Annotated in this window: 26 protein-coding genes; 8 read left to right on the top strand and 18 right to left on the bottom strand. The window is 34.0% G+C overall.

Features of this window, described 5'->3' with window-relative positions; all coding sequences use genetic code 11:
* Positions 1 to 3: 3 nt before the first annotated feature.
* The 5 genes from BM203_RS04355 to BM203_RS04335 form a co-directional block, all read right to left on the bottom strand.
* Positions 4 to 396 (bottom strand): DUF1149 family protein, encoded by a 393-nt coding sequence (locus tag BM203_RS04355; RefSeq protein WP_090093051.1) that lies wholly within the window; start codon positions 394 to 396, stop codon positions 4 to 6.
* Positions 397 to 398: 2 nt separating this feature from the next.
* Complete coding sequence (locus tag BM203_RS04350; RefSeq protein ID WP_090093050.1) at positions 399 to 956, bottom strand: tRNA (cytidine(34)-2'-O)-methyltransferase; 558 nt, start codon at positions 954 to 956, stop codon at positions 399 to 401.
* Positions 957 to 1,011: 55 nt separating this feature from the next.
* Entirely contained in the window at positions 1,012 to 2,202 is a 1,191-nt protein-coding gene (locus tag BM203_RS04345) for an AI-2E family transporter (RefSeq protein ID WP_090093049.1), read from the bottom strand.
* A 13-nt stretch (positions 2,203 to 2,215) separates the two neighbouring features.
* A complete protein-coding gene (locus BM203_RS04340; RefSeq protein WP_090093047.1) occupies positions 2,216 to 2,596 on the bottom strand; it encodes a PTS glucitol/sorbitol transporter subunit IIA in 381 nt (126 codons plus the stop codon).
* A 79-nt stretch (positions 2,597 to 2,675) separates the two neighbouring features.
* Positions 2,676 to 5,432, bottom strand: coding sequence for a cation-translocating P-type ATPase (locus tag BM203_RS04335; RefSeq protein WP_090093046.1), 2,757 nt, complete (start codon positions 5,430 to 5,432; stop codon positions 2,676 to 2,678).
* Between the two features lie 167 nt (positions 5,433 to 5,599).
* Between BM203_RS04335 and BM203_RS04330 the strand changes: the two genes are divergently transcribed.
* Positions 5,600 to 6,634, top strand: coding sequence for a lactonase family protein (locus BM203_RS04330; protein ID WP_090093044.1), 1,035 nt, complete (start codon positions 5,600 to 5,602; stop codon positions 6,632 to 6,634).
* Positions 6,635 to 6,665: 31 nt separating this feature from the next.
* Here BM203_RS04330 and BM203_RS04325 read toward each other — a convergent pair whose 3' ends face one another.
* Genes BM203_RS04325 through yjbM form a run of 3 tightly spaced genes read right to left on the bottom strand, consistent with a single transcriptional unit; the run spans position 6,666 to position 8,990 of the window.
* A complete protein-coding gene (locus tag BM203_RS04325; protein ID WP_090093043.1) occupies positions 6,666 to 7,568 on the bottom strand; it encodes an RluA family pseudouridine synthase in 903 nt (300 codons plus the stop codon).
* Positions 7,555 to 8,361, bottom strand: a complete 807-nt coding sequence (locus BM203_RS04320) for an NAD kinase (protein ID WP_090093039.1) — start codon at positions 8,359 to 8,361, stop codon at positions 7,555 to 7,557. Before BM203_RS04320 ends, BM203_RS04325 begins: the two co-directional genes overlap by 14 nt.
* Positions 8,361 to 8,990, bottom strand: coding sequence for a GTP diphosphokinase (gene yjbM / locus BM203_RS04315; protein ID WP_090093038.1), 630 nt, complete (start codon positions 8,988 to 8,990; stop codon positions 8,361 to 8,363). Before yjbM ends, BM203_RS04320 begins: the two co-directional genes overlap by 1 nt.
* A gap of 462 nt (positions 8,991 to 9,452) precedes the next feature.
* Between yjbM and BM203_RS04310 the strand changes: the two genes are divergently transcribed.
* Together BM203_RS04310 and BM203_RS04305 are read left to right on the top strand one after the other, a co-directional pair.
* Positions 9,453 to 10,076 (top strand): CYTH domain-containing protein, encoded by a 624-nt coding sequence (locus BM203_RS04310; RefSeq protein WP_090093036.1) that lies wholly within the window; start codon positions 9,453 to 9,455, stop codon positions 10,074 to 10,076.
* Positions 10,077 to 10,151: 75 nt separating this feature from the next.
* Positions 10,152 to 10,769 carry a DsbA family protein gene (locus BM203_RS04305; protein WP_158593116.1) on the top strand — a complete coding sequence of 206 codons (618 nt, stop codon included), beginning with the start codon at positions 10,152 to 10,154 and terminating at the stop codon, positions 10,767 to 10,769.
* Here BM203_RS04305 and BM203_RS04300 read toward each other — a convergent pair.
* The 6 genes from BM203_RS04300 to BM203_RS04275 form a co-directional block, all read right to left on the bottom strand.
* Complete coding sequence (locus BM203_RS04300) at positions 10,755 to 11,555, bottom strand: competence protein CoiA family protein (RefSeq protein ID WP_462923157.1); 801 nt, start codon at positions 11,553 to 11,555, stop codon at positions 10,755 to 10,757. The genes BM203_RS04305 and BM203_RS04300 overlap by 15 nt on opposite strands.
* An 84-nt stretch (positions 11,556 to 11,639) precedes the next feature.
* Positions 11,640 to 12,419, bottom strand: coding sequence for an adaptor protein MecA (locus tag BM203_RS04295; protein WP_090093033.1), 780 nt, complete (start codon positions 12,417 to 12,419; stop codon positions 11,640 to 11,642).
* Between the two features lie 106 nt (positions 12,420 to 12,525).
* Entirely contained in the window at positions 12,526 to 12,924 is a 399-nt protein-coding gene (gene spxA, locus BM203_RS04290; RefSeq protein WP_090093032.1) for a transcriptional regulator SpxA, read from the bottom strand.
* 205 nt (positions 12,925 to 13,129) lie between these two features.
* Positions 13,130 to 14,863 (bottom strand): phosphoenolpyruvate--protein phosphotransferase, encoded by a 1,734-nt coding sequence (gene ptsP / locus BM203_RS04285; RefSeq protein WP_090093030.1) that lies wholly within the window; start codon positions 14,861 to 14,863, stop codon positions 13,130 to 13,132.
* Entirely contained in the window at positions 14,863 to 15,129 is a 267-nt protein-coding gene (locus tag BM203_RS04280; protein WP_090093029.1) for a phosphocarrier protein HPr, read from the bottom strand. The genes ptsP and BM203_RS04280 overlap by 1 nt, the downstream gene beginning before the upstream one ends.
* Positions 15,130 to 15,242: 113 nt before the next feature.
* The gene (locus BM203_RS04275) at positions 15,243 to 15,425 is read right to left on the bottom strand and encodes a hypothetical protein (protein WP_090093245.1); all 183 of its coding nucleotides are present in this window, start codon (positions 15,423 to 15,425) and stop codon (positions 15,243 to 15,245) included.
* A 194-nt stretch (positions 15,426 to 15,619) separates the two neighbouring features.
* Here BM203_RS04275 and BM203_RS04270 point away from each other — a divergent pair, with 194 nt between their 5' ends.
* Together BM203_RS04270 and BM203_RS04265 are read left to right on the top strand one after the other, a co-directional pair.
* Entirely contained in the window at positions 15,620 to 17,767 is a 2,148-nt protein-coding gene (locus BM203_RS04270; protein WP_090093027.1) for an ATP-dependent Clp protease ATP-binding subunit, read from the top strand.
* A gap of 92 nt (positions 17,768 to 17,859) precedes the next feature.
* Entirely contained in the window at positions 17,860 to 18,141 is a 282-nt protein-coding gene (locus BM203_RS04265) for a DUF1827 family protein (protein ID WP_090093025.1), read from the top strand.
* A gap of 172 nt (positions 18,142 to 18,313) precedes the next feature.
* Here BM203_RS04265 and BM203_RS04260 read toward each other — a convergent pair whose 3' ends face one another.
* Positions 18,314 to 19,885, bottom strand: coding sequence for a peptide chain release factor 3 (locus BM203_RS04260; protein ID WP_090093023.1), 1,572 nt, complete (start codon positions 19,883 to 19,885; stop codon positions 18,314 to 18,316).
* Complete coding sequence (locus tag BM203_RS04255) at positions 19,885 to 20,766, bottom strand: hemolysin family protein (protein WP_090093021.1); 882 nt, start codon at positions 20,764 to 20,766, stop codon at positions 19,885 to 19,887. Before BM203_RS04255 ends, BM203_RS04260 begins: the two co-directional genes overlap by 1 nt.
* A gap of 99 nt (positions 20,767 to 20,865) precedes the next feature.
* Here BM203_RS04255 and BM203_RS04250 point away from each other — a divergent pair, with 99 nt between their 5' ends.
* Positions 20,866 to 21,327 carry a hypothetical protein gene (locus BM203_RS04250; RefSeq protein ID WP_090093019.1) on the top strand — a complete coding sequence of 154 codons (462 nt, stop codon included), beginning with the start codon at positions 20,866 to 20,868 and terminating at the stop codon, positions 21,325 to 21,327.
* A 3-nt stretch (positions 21,328 to 21,330) separates the two neighbouring features.
* On the opposite strand, the gene BM203_RS04245 is transcribed toward BM203_RS04250, so the two are convergent.
* Positions 21,331 to 21,810, bottom strand: coding sequence for a hypothetical protein (locus BM203_RS04245; RefSeq protein ID WP_090093017.1), 480 nt, complete (start codon positions 21,808 to 21,810; stop codon positions 21,331 to 21,333).
* 10 nt (positions 21,811 to 21,820) lie between these two features.
* Positions 21,821 to 22,636 (bottom strand): recombination regulator RecX, encoded by an 816-nt coding sequence (gene recX / locus BM203_RS04240; protein WP_090093015.1) that lies wholly within the window; start codon positions 22,634 to 22,636, stop codon positions 21,821 to 21,823.
* Between the two features lie 126 nt (positions 22,637 to 22,762).
* Between recX and rlmD the strand changes: the two genes are divergently transcribed.
* Together rlmD and BM203_RS04230 are read left to right on the top strand one after the other, a co-directional pair.
* Positions 22,763 to 24,139 (top strand): 23S rRNA (uracil(1939)-C(5))-methyltransferase RlmD, encoded by a 1,377-nt coding sequence (gene rlmD, locus BM203_RS04235; protein ID WP_090093013.1) that lies wholly within the window; start codon positions 22,763 to 22,765, stop codon positions 24,137 to 24,139.
* Positions 24,140 to 24,934: 795 nt separating this feature from the next.
* A complete protein-coding gene (locus BM203_RS04230; RefSeq protein WP_090093011.1) occupies positions 24,935 to 25,783 on the top strand; it encodes an Rgg family transcriptional regulator in 849 nt (282 codons plus the stop codon).
* The last annotated feature ends 37 nt before the right edge of the window (positions 25,784 to 25,820 follow it).

Raw genomic sequence — 25,820 nt, 5'->3', positions numbered from 1 at the left:
GCATTAAAAATTGGCCTGGAAGTTCAAATTAACTGGTTCATCGAGTGTAATTTGAGTAACTTCATAAGTTAGTGTTTCAATATATTCGATCAAAGGTCGACTTAGCAATTGATAATCTGTCTTAGCTAAATCACTCCCATCACCAAAATAATCTTTAATTTGGACAATTTGACTAATCATCCCACTAACAGTAAATTGACCCGGAGCAGGGGCAACTTCAAAAATGACAGTTACATCAAAATATTTTCCTTCCCTACCCTCATCAACTGAACCGTCCTCATTTTGTTTTTCTACTTCCTTCAAACCAAAATTTACTTGGTTCTTAGTTTGTAATTCTTCATTGATATCGTAGTGAAAATTTTTAACTAATATTGGTGTTTCTTTACTATAATCCATTTTTACTCTCCCTTTAAATTGCGCTCATAACGTTGTGGCCGATTATAATTATCTTTTAACTTATCATTTGCATAATGATGTGTTATTTCCATGTTAGGAAAACCTTGTTGCCGTAACGCTTCAAGCAAAACAATTGCAACTGAATTAGCCAAATTATAGCACCGAATATTATCGGACATTGGAATGCGTAAGTTTCTTTCTTGGTATTCACGCATAAAGGTTTCAGGTAATCCCGTTGTTTCTTTACCAAAAATAAAATAATAATTTTTATTTGAATCAGTATAATCGACCTCAGCATAATTTTTAGATGAAAATTTTGAAATAAGATAAATTTCATCGTTTGGTCCTAATTTTTGTAAAAATGCATCTAAATCATCATGCAAACGAACATCAACCTTGTCCCAATAGTCTAACCCCGCTCGCTTCATTTTTTTATTATCAAATTGAAATCCAAGTGGCTCAATTAAATCAAGCACTGCATTAGCCCCGGCACAAGTTCGAGCAATATTACCAGTATTAGCTGGCATCAGTGGTTCATATAAAACAACGTGATTGGTCATTTTTTCTCCTTAATCAAAAAGTGTGGCAACACAACCACACAGTTCTAACTCTTTGTCACTTTTTAACCTTTTGCTGATTAAACGAAGACAAAGATGTACTCTCATCTTCCTCAAATACTTGAGAAACTTTACGGTAATAATTGTACACCCGCATAGTAATAATTTTTAAAATTGCATAAATTGGAATGCCAAAAATAACTCCCCATAGCCCCCAAACAGCACTAGAGCCTATCAAAAGTAGAATTGTAGTAACCGGATGCATCGCCATCTTATTGCCCATAACTAAGGGACTAATAATTCTAGATTCAATGGTTTGCTCAATTACAAAAACAATCAATACTTTAATAACCATTGGCATTGACATCATAATCGCAATTACAATTGCCGGCACAAAAGCAATAAATGTTCCAAAATAGGGAATCAAATTTAAAAATGCACTCAATACCGCTAATGCAATTCCATACTCTAAACCTACCATACTATATCCAATAGCAAACATTACTCCTACCCAAAAGGCAACGGTAATTTGCCCACGAATATATGAGGCAAGAGCTGTATTAATATCATAAAGTAACTGACTAAAACTTTTTTGCCACCGATAAGGGGCAAATTGGGTAATGTATGGGCGTAAATGGTGTGCATCTTTCAGCATAAAAAACAAAATAAACGGTGCTGTTAAAACTGTCATGAAAATAATTGTTACAATACTAATCGCAGACGAAATATTATTCATAGCAGTATCAATAGTGTTCCTACCTGATTTAAAAATCATATTTTGAGCCCTAGTTAGAGCATCATTTAAGTCATTTCTCACACTATTTAAATGCGGATCATTTAAAGTGTTCTGAACCACCATTGTGGCATCTTTCCAAATACTAGGCCAATGTTTAATTAAAGAGTCTATCTGCCCTTGAACAATTGGCAAAAGCGTATTGACAATCCAGATAAGTAGAACCGTAACTAATGCAAACAGACCAATAATAGTAGCAATCCGCGGCACTTTAAACTTACGCTCCAAAAAGTCAACTAACGGATTCATAATATAAAATTGAATTAAGGCCAACAGTAGTGGTGGTAAAATCGCACTTACAAATACTTTAGCTGGATTTAATATAAAAGAAATTTTATTAAACATCCAAATTACCAAAAAGAATAATAAAATGTTTAATAATGCTACGCTAAAGCGGTTATTCGAAAACCATTTTTGCATAATCGTTGATTTCTTATATTTTTTCTCGTAGTCCATTTAATTTACCCCATCAAATATGCTCGTATTCAATGCTTTCATTTACCTTAAATTTAGGCATACTCTGATTATTGGCAAAAGTAAAATGAATAGCATTAGCTAAAGGATTATCGTCACTTTTTTTATCAAAGCACAAAGTTACCTGTTCTAAAGTTCTCATATTATTTTCAACCATTGTGCCCACATAATCAGCCACATAGGTCTGATTGTCAATCGTAATCTTATCCCCTTTTTGGAAAATAAAATCTTCGCTTGGTGTAGCTGTACTAAATTTTTGAATAACTGATACATCAAATAATTCAGTTGCAACATTTTCACCAAATAATATTATCATATTGTCCTCAGTTGTAAGAGCTTCTGGGCCAATTTTCTTAATTGTTGCAGTCCATTTCATTTTTTACACTCCTTAACTTCTAATTCTAGCATAATAAAAACCGCTTAACTAATATATAAGCGGCTTTCTAGAATCCTATTTACTTTTTACGATAGAGTATCCATTTTTTTAATTCATCAAGTAAAACTAACGGAATTGGTAAACAAAAGAGAAATAGCCAATCAGTCATTAACAAATTAGTAGTATTAAACAATTGTTGTAACCCTGGAGTTATCGTCAAAATTAAGAACAAAAGGATTTCAAAAATAATTCCATACCAAATACCAGTATTACTAAATAAGCCCTTTTTAAAAATTGAAATACGATTCGTTCGACAATTCAAAACGTTGGCAATTTGAGTAAAAATAATTGTCCCCAAGACCATCGTCGTTGCTCTTAGATAAACTTCTCCATTACTAGCTAAGGGAATTCTAGGCCAACCATTTTTCAAATTAACTAGAAAATAAGCACTAATTGAGATCATGCTTGAAATAAACCCATACCAAAGAAAAGCTTTAGCAATTACCGTTTTATTAAGTAAATGTTCTTTACGATTTCTAGGTGCCTGTTTCATTACATCAGAATCGACAGCTTCTCCTCCTAATCCTAAAGCAGGTAACATATCTGTACCTAGATCAACTGTTAGAATTTGCATTACCGTCATGGGTAAAGGTATTATGCCACCAGACAACAAGAATAAAATTGAGGGAAAGGCCTCAGGTACATTTGAGGTGAGTATATAAGTTAAAAATTTTCGAATATTACTATATACAGCTCTTCCTTCTTCAATCGCGGCTACAATTGAAGCAAAATTATCATCTGTCAAAATAATATTTGCAGCATCTTTAGCTACATCGGTTCCTGTCATCCCCATTGCTATTCCAATATCGGCTTGTTTTAATGCTGGTGCATCATTCACACCATCTCCAGTAGAGGCTACTATTTCACCGTTTTGTTGTAAAGTTTTTACAACTTTATATTTTTGTTCTGGTGCCACACGCGCAAAAATAACTTCTCCTTTTAGTGCTACACTCAATTCATGCTTGCTCATTTTTTCAAGTTCATCACCTGAAATAACCCGTGCTTGATTAGTAGTTAGTCCTATTTGAACCGCAACCGACTTAGCCGTTAATTTTGAATCACCTGTTACCATAATGATCTTTATTTTTGCTTCATGACAACGTTTAATTGCATTATAAATTTCTGGCCTTGGTGGATCACTCATCGTCGTTAAACCAACAAAGATTAAGTGTTGCTCAACAGTCGTAGCAGTCACCTTATTAATATCTATACTATCTTTATCAACAATCCGATAAGCCATTGCCATACTGCGCAAACCTTTTAGTGCATATTGAGCATTGTGATTAGCAGCTGCTTGCTGCTGACTAGGAGTCATTGGTTGGATTTGACCATCAATTTGAATTTGATCACACTGCTTAATAACATCACTAAATGAACCTTTAGTAAATATAATGAATTGTTGATCATTCCAGCGATGAATTGTTGACATGCGTTTGCGCTCAGAATCAAATGGTAATTCATACAATCTAGGATATTTAATAATTACTTTTGGTCGATCAAAGCCTCCCTTTTCAGCCATAATAACTAAAGCTGCTTCTGTAGGTGTGCCTAGTATTTTGGGTTTAGCACCCTTCATTTTAGTCTGCTCAACTGAAGTATCATTATCTAGCGCCGTAATTTCAACCAGTTTTTGTAAATCTGGATTCTCATCATACCATAATTGCTTTTTATTTAATTCTATCTGCCCATTGTTTACATAACCGTTACCAGTTACCCGATATTCATTTTTAGGTGTCCAAATATAATGGATTGTCATTTGATTTTGGGTTAAAGTACCAGTTTTATCTGAACAAATAACAGTCGTCTCACCCAAAGTTTCCACTGAATTAAGTTCTTTAACTAAGGCATGTTTTTTTGCCATTCGCTTTACACCTTGCGCTAAACTCAAAGTAACCGTCGGTAATAACCCTTCCGGAATAAAGGCTACTACCATGCCCAATGCAAAAACAAAGGCTTTGGCAAAAGGATATTTGACCCAAAAAATAGCGGCCAATAAAAACAATAATCCAATCGATACAGCAATCATTGATAATTGTTTAGTCAACCGATTAAGTTCTTTAGTTAAGGGACTATCAACCTTTCTTTGTTTTTGAGTTAATTGAGCAATTTTACCAAATTCTGTCTCCATTCCCGTAGCAAAAGCAATCGCTCTTGCCGTTCCAGCAGCAACAGAAGTTCCAGAATAGACCAAATTAGTTTCAGCATAATTTCCTTCTCCTGGTGCATACTCAACTGATTTTGATTCTGTCGTTGACTCACCATTTAAGGCACTCTGGTCCACTTGTAAAGAGCTAGCAGAAATTATACGGGCATCAGCCGGAATGGTATTGCCAGCTTGCAGAATAAAAACATCACCTGGGACTAATTTTTTGGCATCAAGCTGAACCTTTTTACCATTGCGAATCACCTGCACATAGCTGGGCAGCATATTATTTAAGGCATTTGTAGCTTTTTTAGCTGCTCGTTCCTGCCAAAAACTAAATAATCCATTAATAATATTAACTAGCCAAATAGCAATTCCTAATTCCAAAGTACCACTTAATATGGCAATTGCACCTGATATCCATAGTAAAATGGCCATCATACTAATAAAATTTTTTAAAAAAGATTTCCACTCTGATTCTTCTTGTGGTTTTTTTATTTCATTTAAGCCATACTTTTTTAACCTATTATTAGCTTCTGTTGAAGTCAACCCAACATCAGCAGATTTCAAATTTAAAAAAACTTCCGAAATTTTATTCAGAGCATAAAGTTTACGAATTATATTCTGATCCATTACAAATCCACCCCTTAGTTATAAATTTCATTTTTATTAATAAAGCTAACTATATACTCTAACATTTTTTTAAATATTTACCTGATTATAAACTTATCCGCCAATTTAGCATGCTATACTTAATATGGATATTAAATTTAGGAATATTAAATTTGGGAGGCTTACAAATGAAATTATTAATTGGCGGTTACACTAAGAAAAAGGCGACAGGTATTTATGAATTACCCCTAGCCAATTCTAACGAAAATTCCCAGCCAGAAGTTGGCTCAGCTAAAGAAATAATTAAGATTGGTGGTCCAACTTACTTTGTCCAAGATAATGATTTACTTTTTACTATCAATAATGCTGGTAACCAAGGCGGAATTAGTTCTTTTCAATTGCTCAAAGGTAAGTATCTAGAAAAGGATTCATACTTAACTACTGGATCTTCACCTGCATATATTGGCATTAACCAAGAAAATAAACTTTTATATTCAGCAAATTACCATACTGGTCTCTTAGCGGTCTTTTCTTACGACAATAATGGTACTTTAAAATTATTGGCTTCTCTTACTCATACTGCTGATTCCCTGGGACCCCGTCCCGAACAAGTTGATGGCCCACATCCACACTTTTTTGATCAAACACCGCAAAAAAATTTAGTTAGTTGCGATTTAGGCAATGATTGTGTTGATTTTTATAGTTTAGAAAATAACCAGCTAAAGCATCTAGCCAAATATCAAAATGAAGCAGGATTTGGTACCCGTCATTTAGTCTTTAGTCCTGATGGACAGTATTTTTATGTTGTAGGTGAACTAGCAAGTAAGATTAACGTCGTTAAATTAGACGAAAAAAACTGGTCCTTCGAAAATATCGCAACTTATTCAACAATTCCGACCGATTATTCAGAGCATAATGGTGCTGCTGCAATCAGAATGAGTAATGACGGAAAATTTATCTATGTTTCAAATCGAGGACACGATTCAATTACTGTTTTCTTAGTGAAAGCAGACCATACTTTAGAATTACAGCAACGAATTTCAACTTTTGGTGAGTTTCCTCGTGATTTTAATTGGGACAATAACCAAAAATTGCTTGTAGCAACTAATCAAAATACAGATAATGCTACACTGTATACCCGTAACGCAGAAAATGGCTGCTTGACCCCTATTCAAAAAAACATTTATATTCCAGAAGGAACATGTGTCCTTTTCGATGAATAATAAAAAACGGTATTGTTCTAATACCGTTTTTTTATGTTAGAGATAAAAATTTACGTTCCTGCCACAATTTTTGCATATCCGCCGCATCTGCAACTTCTACTTTAACTAATTCATTTTTTGCAAAAGGATCTGGAAAAGCTAAGTAAAAACAATTTAATGCTTGCCGCTTAAACTCATCCTTAATACCATATAATTGATCCCCATATAAAGGATGACCAATTGCTTGCATATGAAGTCGAATTTGATGTGTTCGCCCTGTATAGAGACGAAGTTCTACTAAACTCATGTCTGGAATTTGGTCAATAACCCGATAAGCGGTTACTGCCTCTTTGCCTTTTACATCAATGGTTCGCTTAATAGATTTATTCATACGACCGATTGGCAAATCAATCATACCCTCTAGTTTATTTTGGCTAAAATTACCATGAACAATTGCATGATATTTTTTGACAAAATCAGCTTTACTAATTTTGCTAAAACGACCATGAGCAATCGCATTCTTACCTACAAGCACCAAACCCGAAGTATCACGATCAAGTCTAGTAATTATATGTGGCTTTACTTCGGTTAACTTATTTCTAGCAAAGTAACCTAGGACTCGGTTAACAATAGCATTATCATCATAGCGAGATGGTATTGACAGTAAGCTAGCTGGCTTATTAATTACTAAGTAGTTTTCAGTTTCCTTAATAATATTCAATGGCTTATTCGATGGTTTTAACCACAAATTAGCGGGTTCTTTACCAGGTATAAAAATAACTTCATCCCCAGAACGAACCAGATAATTTGTATAACGCTTTTTGTGATTAACTAATAGCCAACCCCCTAAGTTCTTGGCATTATTAATTGCTTGCTTTGAAAAGCCACTTTTTTCTAAAAATGAACCCAAAGATATGGGTTTATCTGTTGCGACCATTACTTTAAAAATCGTCATCTTTATCACCAATAAAGGCATTTTGAACCCGCGTCCAAAAATATGTATGCCCAAAGCGATCAAATCTAATCACTTTATTAGAAATACGATAATTAATTTTCTTAGCATTGCGCACATTAATTTGACTACCATCAATTGTCATTACAAAATGATCAGCTTTAGGTACAATCGTAATCCATTGCTCAGGAGCAATGACTATTGGGGAAGATAATGTTCTAAAAACCCGATTATTAATCGAAGCAATTTCTGCCATTTGTAAAGCCTTAAGTTGTGGGTGAATAACCGCTCCACCTAACGATTTGTTATACCCAGTAGACCCTGTTGGCGTTGAAATACACAAACCATCACCACGAAAGTTTTCAAAAAGTTGATCGTCAATATAAATATTAGCCTCCAAGGTATGCGATATTCGTTTAACAGCTGACTCATTCAAGGCTAAATAATGTTTGGTATCCCCGGCTTCTGTGACTAGTTCTACTTCAAGTAGGGGATACTTAGCAGATTCGGGTTCACGCAAAAAAAGTGCATCTACCATCTTATCAACATCGACACTTCGCCAATCTGTATAAAAGCCTAAATGTCCCGTATGAATACCGATAAATCTAATTGAGCTAATTTGGCTTTCATAGCGATGAAAAGCATTAATTAAAGTCCCATCACCGCCAACTGTTATAACCACATCAGGATACTTTGCATCAAAAACCACATCGCTTTTAGTAGCAAGAAGTGACTTAAGTCTTGCTACCACCTGTAAAGTTTCATCATTATTATTGTGGGCAATTGCTATCCTCATTAATTTTCCTTACCTTTATTCTTGGTAAAAACTTTTTGCGCTTCTTGTACCTCATCTTTAATGAGCGACATCTCTTCATCAAGCTTATAAGCTGTTTCCGCAGTCGACTTTAACCGTTTAGAAATGTCTTTTGGATATGAACCTTGATATTTGTAGTTCAAGGTATGTTCAACGGTTGCCCAAAAATTCATTGCTAATGTTCTAATTTGTATTTCAGCAAGTAATTTTTTTGATCCTTCCGGTAAATAAATGGTGTAAGAAATCACCATATGATATGAACGATAACCAGATGACTTAGCGTTTTTGACATAATCTCTTTCTTCAACTACTTCCATATCATCACGTGCATGAATCAGATCTACAACTTTATAGATATCGTCAACAAACTGACAAACAATCCTAATACCAGCAATGTCCTGCATGTCCGTTTCAATTACTTCTGGACTAATAACACGCCGTTGCATTTTTTCTTTAATAGAATCAACCGATTTTACACGACCAACTACAAATTCTATTGGCGAATGTTCTCTTTCAGTTAAAAAACTCTGTCTAAGGGAACGAAATTTTATTTTTAACTCACGCACAGCCTCATCATAAGGCCATAAAAAATTTTCCCAATCAATATTCATAGAAATAATCCCCTTCTTAAACAGCATCTATATTTTAACACAAAACTGATGATAGCAATTTCACGCCTTTAAGCTTACTACTGATTTAAGTTTTTTTTATGAATTATGCATATTAATTATATTAGATTAATTTTAATAAAAAATATTTTTTTATTTATTATAAATTTAGTAATTTAATTATTTTATAAATTATATATCAATACTATCAGAATAACTTTCTTTTAGCTTATAAACTACAAAAAGCAAACATTGTCAAACCTATTTTTTGACTAATATGGGCAAAATAGCGCAAAATAGTTAACGATTCCTTTTATCAATGAAACATTCTATATTCTATCCAAAGCAAGACTATACAGCAATTAAGGAGTATAATTTTAAAGTAAGCCTTCTCATGGCTAAATTTTAAATTAAAAAATATAATATTCTGAATTATAACTTGGCAAAAGATTGGAGTAACTTCAGATGGCAAAAAATAGTGAAATTGAAGCTAAAATTATCCTACCTCAAAAAACTTATCAACAACTTTGCGATAATTTTACAATAAAAAGTAATTTTGACCAAGAAAATTATTATTTTGATACTGCAGCTGGCTCACTTAAAAATATGCAAATAAGCTGTCGTATTCGTATTTTTAACAATTATGCCGAACAAACTTTAAAGATACCAAGTAAAATTGCTAAACAAACTAATTTTCATGTAGCAACTGAGCTTACCGATACTTTAACTTTAACTGAAGCACAAGAAATGATTAACAGCGGCCAACAGGACATTCCTGTTACTTTTGGTAAAACTGGTGGTCATTTTCTTGTGGAACATTTGGGACAAAATTATAAATTATATTTGCAAACTTTTAGTAAAACTCATCGAATTTTAGCTTACGGACCCAAAAATTGCGAGCTAACTTTTGATGACACTGTTTATCCTGATGGTTATGAAGATTATGAACTTGAAATCGAGAACTCTAAAATTTCATTAATTAGCGAAGTTTTAAATTTACTAAAAAAGGAATATGCAATTAAGCAAAGCCCGGCTAATACAAACCAAGCAAAAATTAAGCGAGCTTTCAAGCATGGTGCTAGAATATGACCATGTTAGTATATTTTTCGGAGGATAGATATTGTTAGATTAATAATTGCACAGACGATTATGGAGGACCTGATTATGTTCGAGATTTTTCTCTTTGTAAATCCTATAGGTATCTATTGCTACGACACAGAGATTCTGATTAAAGAAGCAATCGATGAACTCAACCTTAATACTTCGTTCCATTTTATCCCTATAACTAATACTAAGGTTGCTAGAGAAGATATTATACGAAGAAAAAAAGAAGGTCAAAAGGTAAATGATATTCCACAGTACACAGTTGCTTCGCATCAAGCTTTACGCTATTACCATGCAATAAGATTTGAATATGGTAATAAAAAAGCAAGATTATATTTGATTAGTTTACAAAGGGCAATCAGTAGAAATTTCAATAATTATTCTACCGATTTACCCAAAAAAATAACATTAGATTTAAATCTAGACTTTAATCGTATCAATAATCCTAGGATAGATAAATATATCAAAGATTCAATTCAGCAAGATAAAGAACTTGTTAAAAAGTTCAATGTCCACAATATTCCCACAACAATTATTTTTAATGAAAATGGTAATTATAATGGTATCTTAATAGAAGGAACAGTTGCTCACGATAAATTAATCACCCTTTTTAAAAACGATTATCGGCTTAACGAGGAACCAGGATATCTGCCAACTAATCATCTACATTTGATGTAAAAAAGTAATAACATTATTACAACTATTAACTCTACGAAAATTACTAAATATGGTTGGTGGTAACTCATCAATGGTAAGGTTACGTTGATATAATTGATTAGCGATTTTCATACCTTTAATAGTTTTTTGTGTTAATTGTAATTGTAAATAGTTTTTTTGTGTTCTAGGATCAACGCAATATTGTTTCAATATCGGCTTAAAATGCCATAATTTAGCTAAGCCATAAGAACTAATAACGAAATTCTCTATTTGATAGTGAACTTTACTTGTAATCGGTTCAAGCTGAACATTATATTTTAGCCGTAGTATTTTTTGTTCAGGCAAAATTTCTAAATAATAGTCATGCCACAACTTGTTTTTGCGAAAAAAAATAAGTTGTGACTTTTTTATTTCTTGTAATAAATAATGACGCTTACCAACAATCCAAATATCTGCAACACCAATATTTTTATATAAATTATGCCTTTTTGTAAACTCTAATTTACTCAATGGTGCACACTGAATTTCAAAGGCCAGTTTTGAATTCACCAAAATATCAGCTCGTAATTGCCCGTTAGCCAAACTAGTTTCTGTTTGTGCATTAAACTTTGCCTCTAAAAGTGCATTTTTTAATATAGCCTTACTTAAGGCATGTTCTTCTTTTTCCCCGCTTAAATTATTATTACTAGGAAAATGCTTAAAGTAAGCCGATTTTTCTTTAATTATCAATTTAACTCTTTGCTTACACTGCGGACAAATATAATTATTTTTAGCTAACATTTTTGACTGACTTTGTGCCTCAGTCACCGCCAATACTAACTGATTGTTTAACAAAGCTGCATACAAAAAAATCACCCAAGATTATGTACGCAAAAAAAGGTTAAGTTTACCTTAACCTCCTCTACTTTCATTATGACTGAAATAATTTTTTAAAACTTCAAGTGCATCTTGCTTAATTAAACATTTACCTGTTGTTCTAATACGTGCCATTTTATTAGGACGTACCTGAACACCATATTCATTTGCAATTGACCAAACTTCTGCTGGCCTCAATTCATTAAAATCATTATCTTTAAAAGCTAAATCCAAATAAAACAGCTCGCGCTCAAAATAAAGACTCGAAAGAAGCATTTGTTCTGGCAAGCTTTCTGCTAGTTCAGTTACCTGATTAAGATCACTAAAGCTATAAGCTTGCCGCTTATGTAATTGCTGATCTGACTTTTTAATTTTTGGTTTAAGTGAACTAGCTAATTCTGATAAAGGCGAATTTTCATCATCTTCTTGTCGCTGTTCATCAGTAAAATCATTTTCATCGTCGTCATCAGCAGTATCTACATCATCTGATTCTAAATCTTCAAAAGCTTTATTTAAGACCGGATTATCATTTTTTAAATCACTATCAAATAATTGTGACAACTCTGCACGATCTTGCTTTGTCACTTTTGTTATTAATAAATCTAAGCCGCCATTATTGGGCATTACTTGAAAAGTGACTGGGGCATCTTGACTAAATGAATGGTCATTATCAATTTCTTCTAAAATTGAATAAAAGAATTGCTGAATTTTATTTTTATCCCCTAATAAATCTAATACCTTAAGCCCACGCTTGGACAATTCATTTTTATCTATTCGTACTCGGATCGTGTTTTCATTAATACGTTTTACTTGCATGAATTCTCACCTCCATCGAATCCTTTTATCTATTGTAGCTTATTTTGTAACTAAAATAAAAGCGTTAGTTTAAATACCAACGCTTTTATTTAAATTTTTACATTAATTATATGTCAGCGATTTTTTGCATTTCTTCAAGTTCGAGCCGACGAACTTTACGCGGTAAAAACCGCCTAATTTCATCTTCATTATAACCAACCTGTAAGCGACGATCATCCATAATAATCGGACGTCTTAACAAACTAGGATTTTTTTCCACTAAATTAAGTAACTGATCGATTGATAAATCATCAAGATTAATCTTTAACTGTTGAAAAGCTCTTGAACGTGTAGAGATAATTTCTTCGGTACCATTCTCAGTCATTCGTAATATTTGAATAAGTTCCTCTTTTGTAAGTGGCTCTGAAAAAATATTTCTTTCTTTAAAAGCAATATCATGTTTTTTCAACCAAGCCTTTGCTTTACGACACGAGGTACAACTCGGAGATATATATAAATTCACCATATATTTCACGCTCCTTTGAACAATACGATTTCTTTTACCTCTTTAGTATAACATAACACTTCTTTTTTGTAAGTAATATCTTGTATACTAACCATATCTTTATATTAAATTACAAAGATGAATAATCTGTGACTTTTTTATCAAGAAAACGTTAAGATATAATAAAAGAGTATTAATGATATTAATACTCTTTTATATTTTTTATTTAATTAGTTAACTTTGACATTAAATCATTGACTAACTTCTCATTGTCTTCCGCTGTTTCCGATACAAAGCACGCCTGATTGGCCAAATCTTTAATATCTTCAGTATTCAGCTTCTTCATTAAACTTCTAATTCGTAAAATGGATGTTGCACTCATTGAATACTCATCAAGTCCCATTGAAAGTAAAATTGGAAACATGATATTATCGCCAGCAGCTTCACCACACATACCACACCATATATTATTTTCATGGGCAGCATCTATAGTGTGCTTGATTAAACGTAATACGGCTGGATTGGCTGGTTGATACAAATAGGAAACATTATCATTACCACGATCAGCAGCCATCGAATATTGAATTAAATCATTGGTACCAATTGAGAAGAAATCAACTTCTTTGGCAAATTGATCAGCCATTACCGCCGCAGCTGGTATTTCAATCATCATTCCGACTTGTAAATCGGAACCAACTTTAACGCCTGCTGCTGTTAATTTATCTTTTTCAGTTGCTAAAATTGACTTAGCCTTACGCAATTCACCCAGAGTACCAATCATTGGGAACATAATTCCCAATTTTCCATAAGCCGAAGCCCGCAATAATGCACGTAGTTGTGTTCTGAAAATTTCTTCATTTTGTAAAGATAATCTGATTGCTCGTACACCGAGGAATGGATTCATTTCTTCGGGTAAGTCCCAATAATCAAGGTGCTTATCACCACCAATATCCATGGTTCTAATAATAACTTGCTTACCATTCATACCTTCGATAACTTCTTTATAGGCTTCGAATTGTTCTTCTTCAGTTGGAAAATTTTTCGAATCCATATATAAAAATTCAGTACGATATAGTCCAATAGCTTCAGCACCGTTATCATTCACACCTTGCATGTCATTAGGTGTACCAATGTTAGCAGCAATAATAAACTTCTTGTTATCAGCAGTAACTGATGGTTCATTTTTCAGTTTTTCCCATTCAGCTTTTTGCGCCAAGAATGCTTCACTTTTTTGCTGGTAAGTTGCTATTTGGTCAGCATCTGGTTCAATTACTACATCACCATTTAATCCATCAACAGCTATATTTTGACCATTTTCAACATCAGCAGTGATTGATTCAGTACCAACAACAGCTGGCAATTCAAGCGAACGAGCCATAATTGCTGAGTGCGCCGTCCGCCCACCAATATCAGTGACGAAACCTTTAACAAAGTTCTTATTTAGTTGAGCAGTATCACTTGGCGTCAAATCATGAGCTACGACAACCACTTCATGGTCAATCGTTGCCGGATTAGGTAATTCTTTTCCTAATAAGTGAGCCATAATTCGCTTAGAAACATCACGAACATCGGCAGCACGTTGCTGCATATATTCGTTATCAGTCATACCTTCAAAAATTGTAATAAATTTTTGGGCAGTTTCATCAAGTGCAGCTTCACTATTAATTTTTTGTTCCTTAATTTCGGTTTCAATTGCACCAGTAAATTCAGGATCATTTAAAATCATCAAGTGAGCTTCGAAAACTTGTGCTTCTTCTTCTCCCAAGCTTGTTTTAGCACTATCACGAATCTTTTCAACTTCAGCAGTTGAAACTTTAATTGCTTCGTGATAGCGAGCTAGTTCACCTTCAACATCGCCGACATTAGTCTTTGAAAATGAAAGATCCGGTTCTACCAAGAGATAAGCTGGTGCTACAGCAATACCATCACTTGCAGCAATTCCTTTTAATGTCTTGGTCATTATTCAGCTAAGCCTTCTTTTTTCATTGTTTCAGAAATAGCTTCAATAGCATCCTTTTCATCATCACCATCAGCACTAATTGAAACATCAGCATTTTTGCCAACACCAAGTGACATAACACCCATGATTGACTTCAAATTAACTGATTTGCCATTGTATTCCAAGTTGATGTCTGAACCAAACTTAGAAGCAGCTTGTACTAACAAGGTAGCAGGACGAGCATGAATACCTGTTTCTGCAATAACATGAAAATCGCGTTTTTCCATTATAATATCTCCTTTGAATTCAAAAAAATAAAACCGGTAGTAAATACCTATTCGTGTACTTAGACTATCATTTTTTTGCAAAATAGACAACATTAATGTAACAGTTTACATCATTAAACTTGTGTCTTCTTTTGCATGTAAATTATTTGACCTCCACGGAGTGCCTTACCAGTTATATTTTGTCTTTTCCCAAAAGATCTTAAAGCAGCTTGAAAAGCAAAGGCTTCTTTTGGGTGAACTTGATATGAATCAAGTTCACCGCTAGCTAACTGCTCAAGAATTTTTTGATAATCCAAATATACCACCGTTTCTTTCAAATTAATAATAATCTAGATAAATTTAGCAAATTTTTGACTACTTTGCTTATCTACATTTTAACATATTGTACCTACATACAACCACCAAGCTTTTATGTTTAGCACTTGATTATTAAGAGTGCTAATTATATAATTTAGAAAAAGATGAATCAAAGCGAAAGGCGGTAATATAATTGCTTTGTCAAAACTGTCATAAACGACCTGCTTCCATTCACCTCTTTGCTCAGGTAAATGGTGAAAGTCGCGAAATCAATTTATGTGGTCAATGTTATCAAGAACTTGAACAACAAGGAAATATTAATATGAGCAATAACAATAATAGCTTTTTCGGTGATTTTAATAATCCATTCAATAATGGTGGTAATGCCGATGATTCACAAATGAATAATAATGGTGGGACTTCAGTTGGCAATAATAGCGGTAAGCGGTCACTTTTAGATCAGTATGGAACTGATTTAACTGACTTAGCTCGAAAGGGTAAAATCGATCCAGTGATTGGTCGTGACCAAGAAATCGCTCGTGTAATTGAAATTCTAAATAGAAGAACTAAAAATAACCCTGTCTTAATTGGCGAGGCTGGTGTAGGTAAAACTGCAGTAGTTGAAGGATTAGCTCAACAAATTGTTGACGGATCTGTCCCAGCTAAATTACAAGACAAAAGAATTGTTTCATTAAATGTGGTTTCTTTAGTTCAAGGGACCGGAATTCGTGGACAATTTGAACAACGTATGCAACAACTGATTAATGAATTGCAAAATCAAGATGACATTATTCTTTTTATTGATGAAATTCATGAAATTGTTGGTGCAGGAAACGCTGAAGGAGGAATGGACGCTGGTAATATTATTAAACCGGCCCTTGCCCGTGGTGATCTACAATTAGTGGGAGCAACTACTCTCAAAGAATATCGTGAAATTGAGAAAGATTCAGCCTTAGCTCGAAGATTTCAACCAGTTGACGTAAAAGAACCTTCTGTTAAAGAAACAATTCGCATTCTACAAGGAATTAAAAAACGTTATGAAGATTATCATCATGTACAATATACAGATGATGCTATTCAGGCTGCAGCTGAACTATCTGAACGCTATATTCAAGATCGCTTTTTACCAGATAAAGCAATTGACCTACTTGATGAAGCTGGTTCGCGTATGAATCTAACAATCCCTTATGTAGACAAGGATAAAATTAAAGAGCGCATTGAAGCTGCACAACAACTTAAACAGGAATCGCTTAAAAACGAAGACTATGAAAAAGCCGCTTATTACCGTGATCAAATTGAAAAATATAATAAAATGAAAAATCAAAACGTTGATCCGGATAAGTCACCTATTATTACAAATAAAATAATGGATAAAATTGTAGAAGAAAAAACAGGTATCCCGGTAGGGGAATTACAAAAGCAAGAAGAAAATCAATTGCAAAACTTGGCTACAAATCTGAAGTCACATGTTATTGGCCAAGATGAAGCTGTTGATAAGTTGGCGCGAGCTATTCGCCGTAACCGAATTGGCTTTAACAAATCGGGTCGTCCAATTGGCTCATTTCTTTTCGTTGGGCCAACTGGAGTTGGTAAAACAGAGCTAGCCAAGCAATTAGCTAAGCAAATGTTTGGTTCAGAAAATGCCATGATTAGATTTGATATGTCAGAATTTATGGAATCCTATTCAGTTTCTAAATTAATTGGTTCTGCACCGGGTTATGTTGGCTATGAAGAAGCTGGTCAATTAACTGAACAAGTTCGACGTAATCCATACAGTTTGATCTTGCTAGATGAAATTGAAAAGGCTGATCCATCTGTAATGAATTTATTCTTACAAATTTTAGATGATGGTCGCTTGACTGACTCACAAGGACGCCAAGTTTCATTTAAGGATACAATTATCATTATGACTTCAAATGCAGGTCAAGGAATTAAACGTGCCAGTGTAGGCTTTGCTGCTGAAACCGCAGGTAAAAAACCCGATTCTGTCCGTAATTCAATGAGTGAATTCTTTAAACCTGAATTTTTAAACCGCTTAGACGATGTAATTGAATTTAACGAATTATCAACTAAAGATTTAATTAAAATTGTCAATTTAATGCTTGATGAAGTTAACGGTATGGTCAAAAACCAAGGAATTAATATTACCGTTACAGACGAAGCTAAGGAACAATTAGTTCAAGAAGGATATAATCCAGCAATGGGTGCACGCCCACTTAGAAGAATAATTCAAGAAGAAATTGAAGATAAAGTAGCAGATTTTAAACTTGATCATCCAGCAGCTAAAAAATTACTTGCCAAGGTTGATAATCAAAAAATAGTCATTAGTGAAGAAAAATAATATTTTTATTAAATATTAAAGAAGAAAAAAGTAAAAATTAGCGTTATAATAAAGTAAGGAAATAGTGAAAATAGAAGAAATGGGTGAATAGCATGCATTTGATAGATGTGACCAATAGTTATCGTGAATTAGTTCATAGTCAACTAAATACAACTAACGTCAATTATGTCAAGGTTTATTCCCTAGGCAATACCTCTGTTATCTATACTGAAAGTGACGATGCAATCGAAATTGTTTTGGAAAACCACAACCGACGTGTTCGTAAAGAAGAAATTGATTTTATCATTGAACGACTAATTAAAGAAGAAGCTCCAGCATATACATTGATATCTGATAAAAATCAAAGAGTAATGGAAATTCACGTTGATAAATAAGAGTCTAAAAAGAAGCTAGCTCTTTAAACTAATATAAAAAGGGTTTGAACATAAATGTTCAAACCCTTTTTGGTGGTCTGGGAAAATAGTTTTTCCCAGATTCTTATTTTTTTACACACTGTAAAGTGTTAATTTATGAAAATATTCTAATTTCAAAGAAAGTTCTTTTTACCTATAATTTTTCAGTCAATTTAACATCTGGATATTTATCTTGGAAAAATCTTTCAGCAAACTGATTTTCAAATAAAAACAAAGGTTGATCATAACGATCCTTTACAAGCAAGTTACGACTACTTGACATTGCTAGATCCAATTGACTAGGATCAATCCATCTAGCTACACGATGACCAATATTAGTCATTTCAATCTCAGAATTGTACTCATTCTTCATTCTAAATTTAAAAACTTCAAATTGTAACTGACCAACTGCACCTAAAATATAATCATCTGTTTGGTAATTACGATAAAGCTGGATTGCCCCTTCTTGTACCAACTGGTTCATTCCTTTATGAAAGGACTTCTGTTTCATCACATTTTTAGCCGTAACACGCACAAACAATTCTGGCGTAAATTCTGGCAAGGCAGGATACGTTATCTTGCGTTTACCAGCATAAATACTGTCACCAATTTGAAAATTACCCGTATCATATAAGCCAACAATATCGCCAGCGACAGCATCAGAAACTTGAACTCGCTCACTAGACATAAATTCAGTCGCATTATTTAATCTAATTGGCTTATCAGTTCGCGCTAAAGTTACATCGAGTCCCTTTTTGAACTCACCACTACCGATTCTAACAAAGGCTATTCGATCACGATGCTGTGGATTCATATTTGCTTGAATTTTAAATACAAAGCCAGAAAATTCTGTATCATCTGCCTCCAAGCGTTCATCCTGATTAACCACATGGCTTGCAGGGGCAGGTGCTAATTTAACAAAACCCTTTAAAAAAGTTTCCACGCCAAAATTAGTTAAGGCTGAGCCAAAAAATACTGGGGTCTGGTCACCAGCCATAATCTTAGTAAGATCAAAAGTATTTCCCGCTTCTTTAATTAATTCAATTTCACCTAAAGTGTCTTGAAACTGAGGATTTTGACTCATTGGCTCACTGGCTGGTAAAGTTCCCGCTTCATTTAACGGAATGAATTGTTTTGCCCCTGCTTGATGATATAATTCAACCTGGTTGTTTGCTATATCATATAATCCTTGCAGTGTTTGACCGGAGCCAATTGGCCAATTCATCGCCACCCCCTCAATTCCTAACAAGTCTTCTAATTCAGCAATCAAGTCGAGCGGTGGGCGCCCATCGCGATCAAGCTTATTCATAAAAGTAAAAATTGGAATGCCGCGTTGCTTGACGACTTTAAACAATTTTTTGGTTTGAGGTTCAATTCCCTTAGCCGAATCAATTACCATAACGGCAGAGTCAACTGCCATTAAGGTCCGATAGGTATCTTCTGAAAAATCTTCATGTCCCGGAGTATCGAGAATATTTATCCTTTTTCCTTGATACTCAAATTGCATCACAGAACTAGTAACAGAAATACCACGTTGCTTTTCGATTTCCATCCAATCACTAGTCGCATAGTGGCCCGTTTTTCGTGCTTTAACGGTACCAGCATTACGAATTACTCCTCCAAAAAGAAGCATTTGCTCTGTAATTGTCGTTTTACCTGCATCAGGGTGTGAAATAATAGCAAATGTTCTTCTTTTTTGTACTTTATCTAAAAGTCCCTCACTCATTAATTACTCTGCTCTTCTTCCTTTTTTGCTTTTTGTACTTCTTTTTCTGGTATGGTCAAAAGAACGGTCGCTAACCTCGAACGCATCATTCTTCTAGTGGTCAAAATCATACCATTATCAAGTTTAACTGATAGTTTTTCACCTTTAGCAGGAATAATCCCCAATTTGGTGATAACAAAGCCAGCAATTGTATCAACATTTTCCATTTCTAAATTTGTTCCAAATTGCTCATTAAATTCATCAAGTGACATTTTGCCATAAATGACGTACTTATTAGATGCAATTTGCTGAAATAATACTTCAGCGCGATCAACCTCATCATCAATATTGCCAACTATTTCTTCAATTAAGTCTTCAATTGTAGCTAATCCAACTACGCCACCATACTCGTCCGTTAAAATAGCAAGTTGTTGCTGACTTTGTTGCATTTCAACTAATAATTCACTCAAATCTGTTGTTTCTGGTGCAAACAAAGGTGGATTCATTACGTCAGCATAATCCAACTTATCAAAGCCCTTTTCACGCGCTTTACGTAAAACTGTTCGAATATGAATCACCCCAACAATTTTATCCTTATCCTTTTTATAAACCGGAATGCGTGAATATGGCTCGCGTAAAATTTCATCAAGATTATCTTGAAAACTTTCGCCGCAATCAACCATAAAAGCATCAATTCGTGGAACCATTACCTCACGAACCATTCTGCTTTGAAAATCCAAAACGGCAGTTAACATAGAAAATTCGCTATCATTAATCTCACTGCATTCATGTAAAGCTTTTATTTCTTTTATTAAATGCTCTTTTGTTTCTTCATCACTTGAAGGGGATAATTTATTTTTGAAACGTCGAAATAAATTACCCTTTTCGGGGTCGCTAGCCATGTTTTTTCTCTCTTTCTTAAAATAACAATTCAAGTAGTCACATTATATCATGTACCACGCTAATATGTTAAAATACACGTAAGAAATGAGGTTTAATCTATGAAAAAAAGTCACGTCTTACTTGTCTTCACCTTTTTACTATTAATTCCCTATTTGTGTAGCCTCACAATTATTGGCATCGGCTATGATGCACTCGTTTTACACTCGGCTGATTTATTTAGAACGGTCATTGGAGCAATAGTTGGTGCTTTTATTATGTTTGCCATTAAAGCAACTATTCAGCGACCTGTCGATCTATTGGCTGTAGAAGTTAATGATGGCATTCTTAAGCAACTGCTACGCTTTTTCAGTATTAGGCGGCGATATGTACTCCTAGTGGCAAACGTCATACTTGATTTTATTTTATGTTTTGCGGCAACTTTTGTGGTTAGACATTTTCTAACTTTAGATCAAATAGTTGGCAAATCTGTCGGCTTTGTTTTCTTGATTATGCTTTTATCAACATGTTTAGGTGCTTATGTTGAATATGACAATCTTTCTATTGACCCTAACCAACATTAGCTTTTAATTATCAACCTCAAGATACAACATTTGGGTTAATTGTTTAGTATTTAAATTTAAGTCTTGCACTATATATGGCATTGAACTATCACCAAGATTTTCATAAGTTTGAATACCTTCATCCCTTACTTCTTGTAAAAATTGTGCTACCACAACATTTAAGGGCTGACTAAAAAATGAAAGATTTTGATTATTCTGTTGTTTAATTGCTACTTGCGTCTCAGGTAAAACAAAACGCAGCATCCCTTGCGGAACTTCAATTTCTTTAGCAACAGTTACTCCATACCAATACATAAAATTTTCTGGACCAAAAACAATCATATTACTTCTTTTTGCCTTCAAATTATTATTAGCCAAGAAGGACTGAAAGACTTCATTTTGCTCCATTTCTAAATTAGCTTGTGTAAAAGTGCGTTGCTCGTCTAGCAACTGATCAGCAAAAGGGCGGCCGATAAAAGTTAACTGCGGTTGTAATTTTTTCATAATCAATCTCCTAATATTCTCCCAATTCATCAAGTGGAATAATTTCTCCTTGCAGGAAAGACTCAATTTCGCTACTACTAAAGCCATGTGCATAAAGATAATTACGTATCTTAATTTCACGTTCACTTTTATTTAACCTTCGAAAACGTTTATAGGCTTTTATCCCCTGCTTTTTTAAAGCGGCTAATTGTGCTACTTGATTTGTTTGTAAATTGCTTTGGGCAACAATTGCAGTGCTAAGGTCACTAGTAAAGCCATGGCTCAACAATTTTGTGCGCATCTTACGTTCGAGTTCAAGTTGTGCTATCTGACCAATTTTACTTTTCAATGACCGTAAAACATGTAATCCTGGTTCTTGCCACTGTTCCTCATCAACCTGCTCAAACGCTTGCTGAATTATTTCAGGATCAATTCCCTTTTGCTCAAGCTTACGTGCTAGACTTAGTGGTCCATCAGTGCCAATACGTAAATTTTGTTGTAATACAAGGTTTACGTATTGCCGATCATCCAAAAAGCCCATTTCACTAAGTTCTCGTACTGCACTTTGGGCTGACTGTTCAGCAATACCATGCTTGCTTAAATATTGTAACACTTCATAAACCGTACGCGGTTCATAACTTAGAAAAATTGATGCCATACTTGTTGCCTTAGCATCAGCATCAAATTGTTTTACGGCTTCAACTTTCTCATTACTTAATTCTTGTCCTTTTAAAAGTACAAATTCAGCTATTGTTCGTTCACTAGCTGAAAAAGCATACTGACCATCTAAGAAGATATTATAGCGACCAGGTTTTTTTTGACTACTAACTTTAGTAATAATCGGCATCTTTATCCACCCTCCTATTATTTCTCTTTTATGCTAACAAATTTCTTTGTTTCTTGCTAAAAACTTTTTCGATAGAGTAGAATATGTTATTAACCCTTAATATTTTTATTGTAGAAAGAAAAAATTATGAACCAAAAAGTTAAGCAAACAATGACTAACGAAAAAAATGTAATTATTACGATTAAAAGACTTGGCATTAATGGCGAAGGTATTGGCTATTATCGTAAAAAAATTATCTTTATTCCAAATGCACTACCTGATGAAGTGGTAGTTGCCAAAATTATTAAAGAATTCCCCCATTACATTCAGGCTGAACTAGTTCGCATCAAAGAAAAAAGTCCTGATCGAGTAGATTTTCCTGCGGGAGTAGATTTAGCAATTGGCGGCTTAGAATTAGCCCATCTGTCCTATCAAAAGCAACTAAAATTTAAACGGGATAATGTTTTAGAAGCCTTGAAAAAATATCATCCCCGCGGTTATAACAAATATAAAGTCAAGCCCACAATTCCAGCACCCAATCAATGGCACTACCGTAACAAAGCTCAATATCAAATTGAACAAGATCATGGGCAGATTAATTTAGGTTTATTTGCGCCTAATTCCCACCAGCTATATGACTTACCCATTATGCCAACCCAGAGTGAAAAAACGCAAAAAATTGAGCGCCAAATTAAAGAGCTAGTAGAAAAGTTTCACGTAGCGATTGCCAATCCATACCGCCATACAGATGGTTTAAAAACTATTGTAGTCCGTCAAGCCCAAGCAACTAACGAAATACAGGTTACTTTAGTAACCGTTGGTCATCTTATTAAAAACTTACCGGCATTAAGTGCCGAAATTATTAATTTACCAAATGTTGTCAGTGTCTTTCAAAATGAGACAGATTGGCACAATCCACAGGTCTGGGGTAATAAAACCACCAAACTAATGGGTAAAAATCAAATTATTGATGAGATTTTAACGAAAAAATTTGCTCTCTCACCACGAGCCTTTTTCCAGCTTAATCCAGTCCAAACCGCAACACTTTACTCACATGCTCTGAAGTTTTTAGATTTAGGTCCAGAGGACACCCTAATTGATGCTTATAGTGGAGTGGGAACTTTAGGAATCTTAGCAGCTGATCAAGTTAAACAAGTAATTGGTATTGAAACTATCCCAGAAGCTGTTGCAGACGCTAACCATAACGTTAAATTAAATCACTTACATAACGCCAACTATATCCAAGGTAGTGTTGAAAAAATTCTTCCTCAACTAGAGCAAAATGGGGTCTCAATCGATGCACTAATCGTAGATCCACCTAGAACAGGTTTAGCCAAAAGTTTAATTAAGACTTTACTAAAAATTAAACCCAAAACTTTTGTTTATATTTCTTGTAATCCATCTACGCTAGCGCAAGATCTCGTTTTACTTAGTGATGTTTATAATGTTCGTTTAATCGAAAACGTCGATATGCTACCGCAAACACCGCGGTGTGAATGTATTGTTAAGTTAACTTTAAGATAATAAAAAACTGACACAATTTAAAGTAAGTTCCAAAAGTTGAACTAATAAATTTTAATAATTACTGGGCTAAGGCTTGCTGGCAATCTTCAATTGGCATTAAGCCTTTTAGTCTGCACCTTATGCAGATAATCATTAATCACTTGCCTTAATTCAAGTAAATTGTGATAGCCAGCTTCGTACCTAGAAAAGATTTCCGTTCTTAAGCCTGCAAAAAAGTGCCCGTTAAATTAAACCATCATTAAGTGAATTGCCCTTGGGCGAGAGAAAATTAAATTCCTGAATTTGAAAAAAGGAAAGAAAGAAAATGTGTGAAGCTACAGACTATGTAAAAGAACAAGGACATGTCATTATCATTTGCGGCAATATCTAAAAATTATGATTATATTTTTATTAGCTCATAACGAGTTCGTTGACCCACATTCAACAAAACACAGATAAACACTAAAATTTAACTTTACCAAGTTATGAGATGGGACTTTAAGCCAAACATTGTTTAGCGAGTTACCCCCTTTGTTTTGATTGCACCCATAATCTTAGTTAAGTCTTGCTTATTGCACCCTAAGCGATCAAGTTCGGTTACAATTGCCACATCATCTTCACGGATCTAATCTAACATGTTTTGCAGTTGGGGTCATTTAGTATTTACCCCCGGCATTTTGGCACTAAATAAGCAATTCAATTAATTATTTAACATAATAATAGTTTTGCTTAATAATTTTCAATTAGGATTGCAATTATTATAAATCAATTCCACAATAAAAAAGTGTAAAAGAAATTAGGCTAAAGGAGTTAATAATGGAAATTGGTGAACTATTAAAAAAATATCGCTTAATGCACGCTGCAACTAAAAAGGCTTGGGCAAAAAATGTACTTAGCCCGTCTTTTTATGCGCGTGTGGAAAAAGGACTGAACCGCATCTCCGCAGATGATCTGATTGACCTGTTGCATGCAAATAAAATTTCGGTAATAGAATTTTTTGAGAAGTTAAATCCACATGATCGCTTAATAAGCTCAGAAGATCGAGCATTACGTTTGGCCGCTAATAAGGCCTATTATAACGGGAAAAGGGCTGATTTGCTCAAGCTTTATAATCAGATTGCTAAGGGAGATTTGCCGAATAAAGAAGAGCATTTAATGCTGCTTAATATTTACATAGCGATCATTGATGATGACTATTCTAGTATTGATGCGGCTACCTTAGAAAACATGAAAAACCGAATCTTTGTTGCCGATGTTTTTGATGCTAATACCCTTAAACTTTATTGCAATTGTATATCTTTTTATAATTTAGATGAAAATTTAGTCATCAGTAAACGCGCAGTTACGCAATTTAAAAACAATAATTCAATTTCTATTCAAAAAAACATTTTGGGAATAATAATTAATATTTTGATTTTTTGCATTAAGGAAAAGCGCTACCAAGAAGTAGATTTTTATATCAATAGTGCCGAAGAAATTGCTACTATACCGGAAATATACTTTTATAAAACTTTATTGCTTTTCTTTAAAGGCCTATTACAATACCAAGAAAAATCAGAAGAACATTACTTAGATCAGTGCTATGACGTTATCCGAAATATAGCTTTGGCAGACATGACTGAATACAGTAATGAACTTAAAGACTTTCTGATAGAAAATAAGTAACTTGTAGTCAATTTTGCTAATAAAACTGGCATATTTG

The organism is Lactobacillus bombicola, from assembly GCF_900112665.1.
GTDB classification, from domain to species: Bacteria; Bacillota; Bacilli; order Lactobacillales; family Lactobacillaceae; genus Lactobacillus; species Lactobacillus bombicola.
This window is presented reverse-complemented; position numbering and strand designations above follow the sequence as displayed.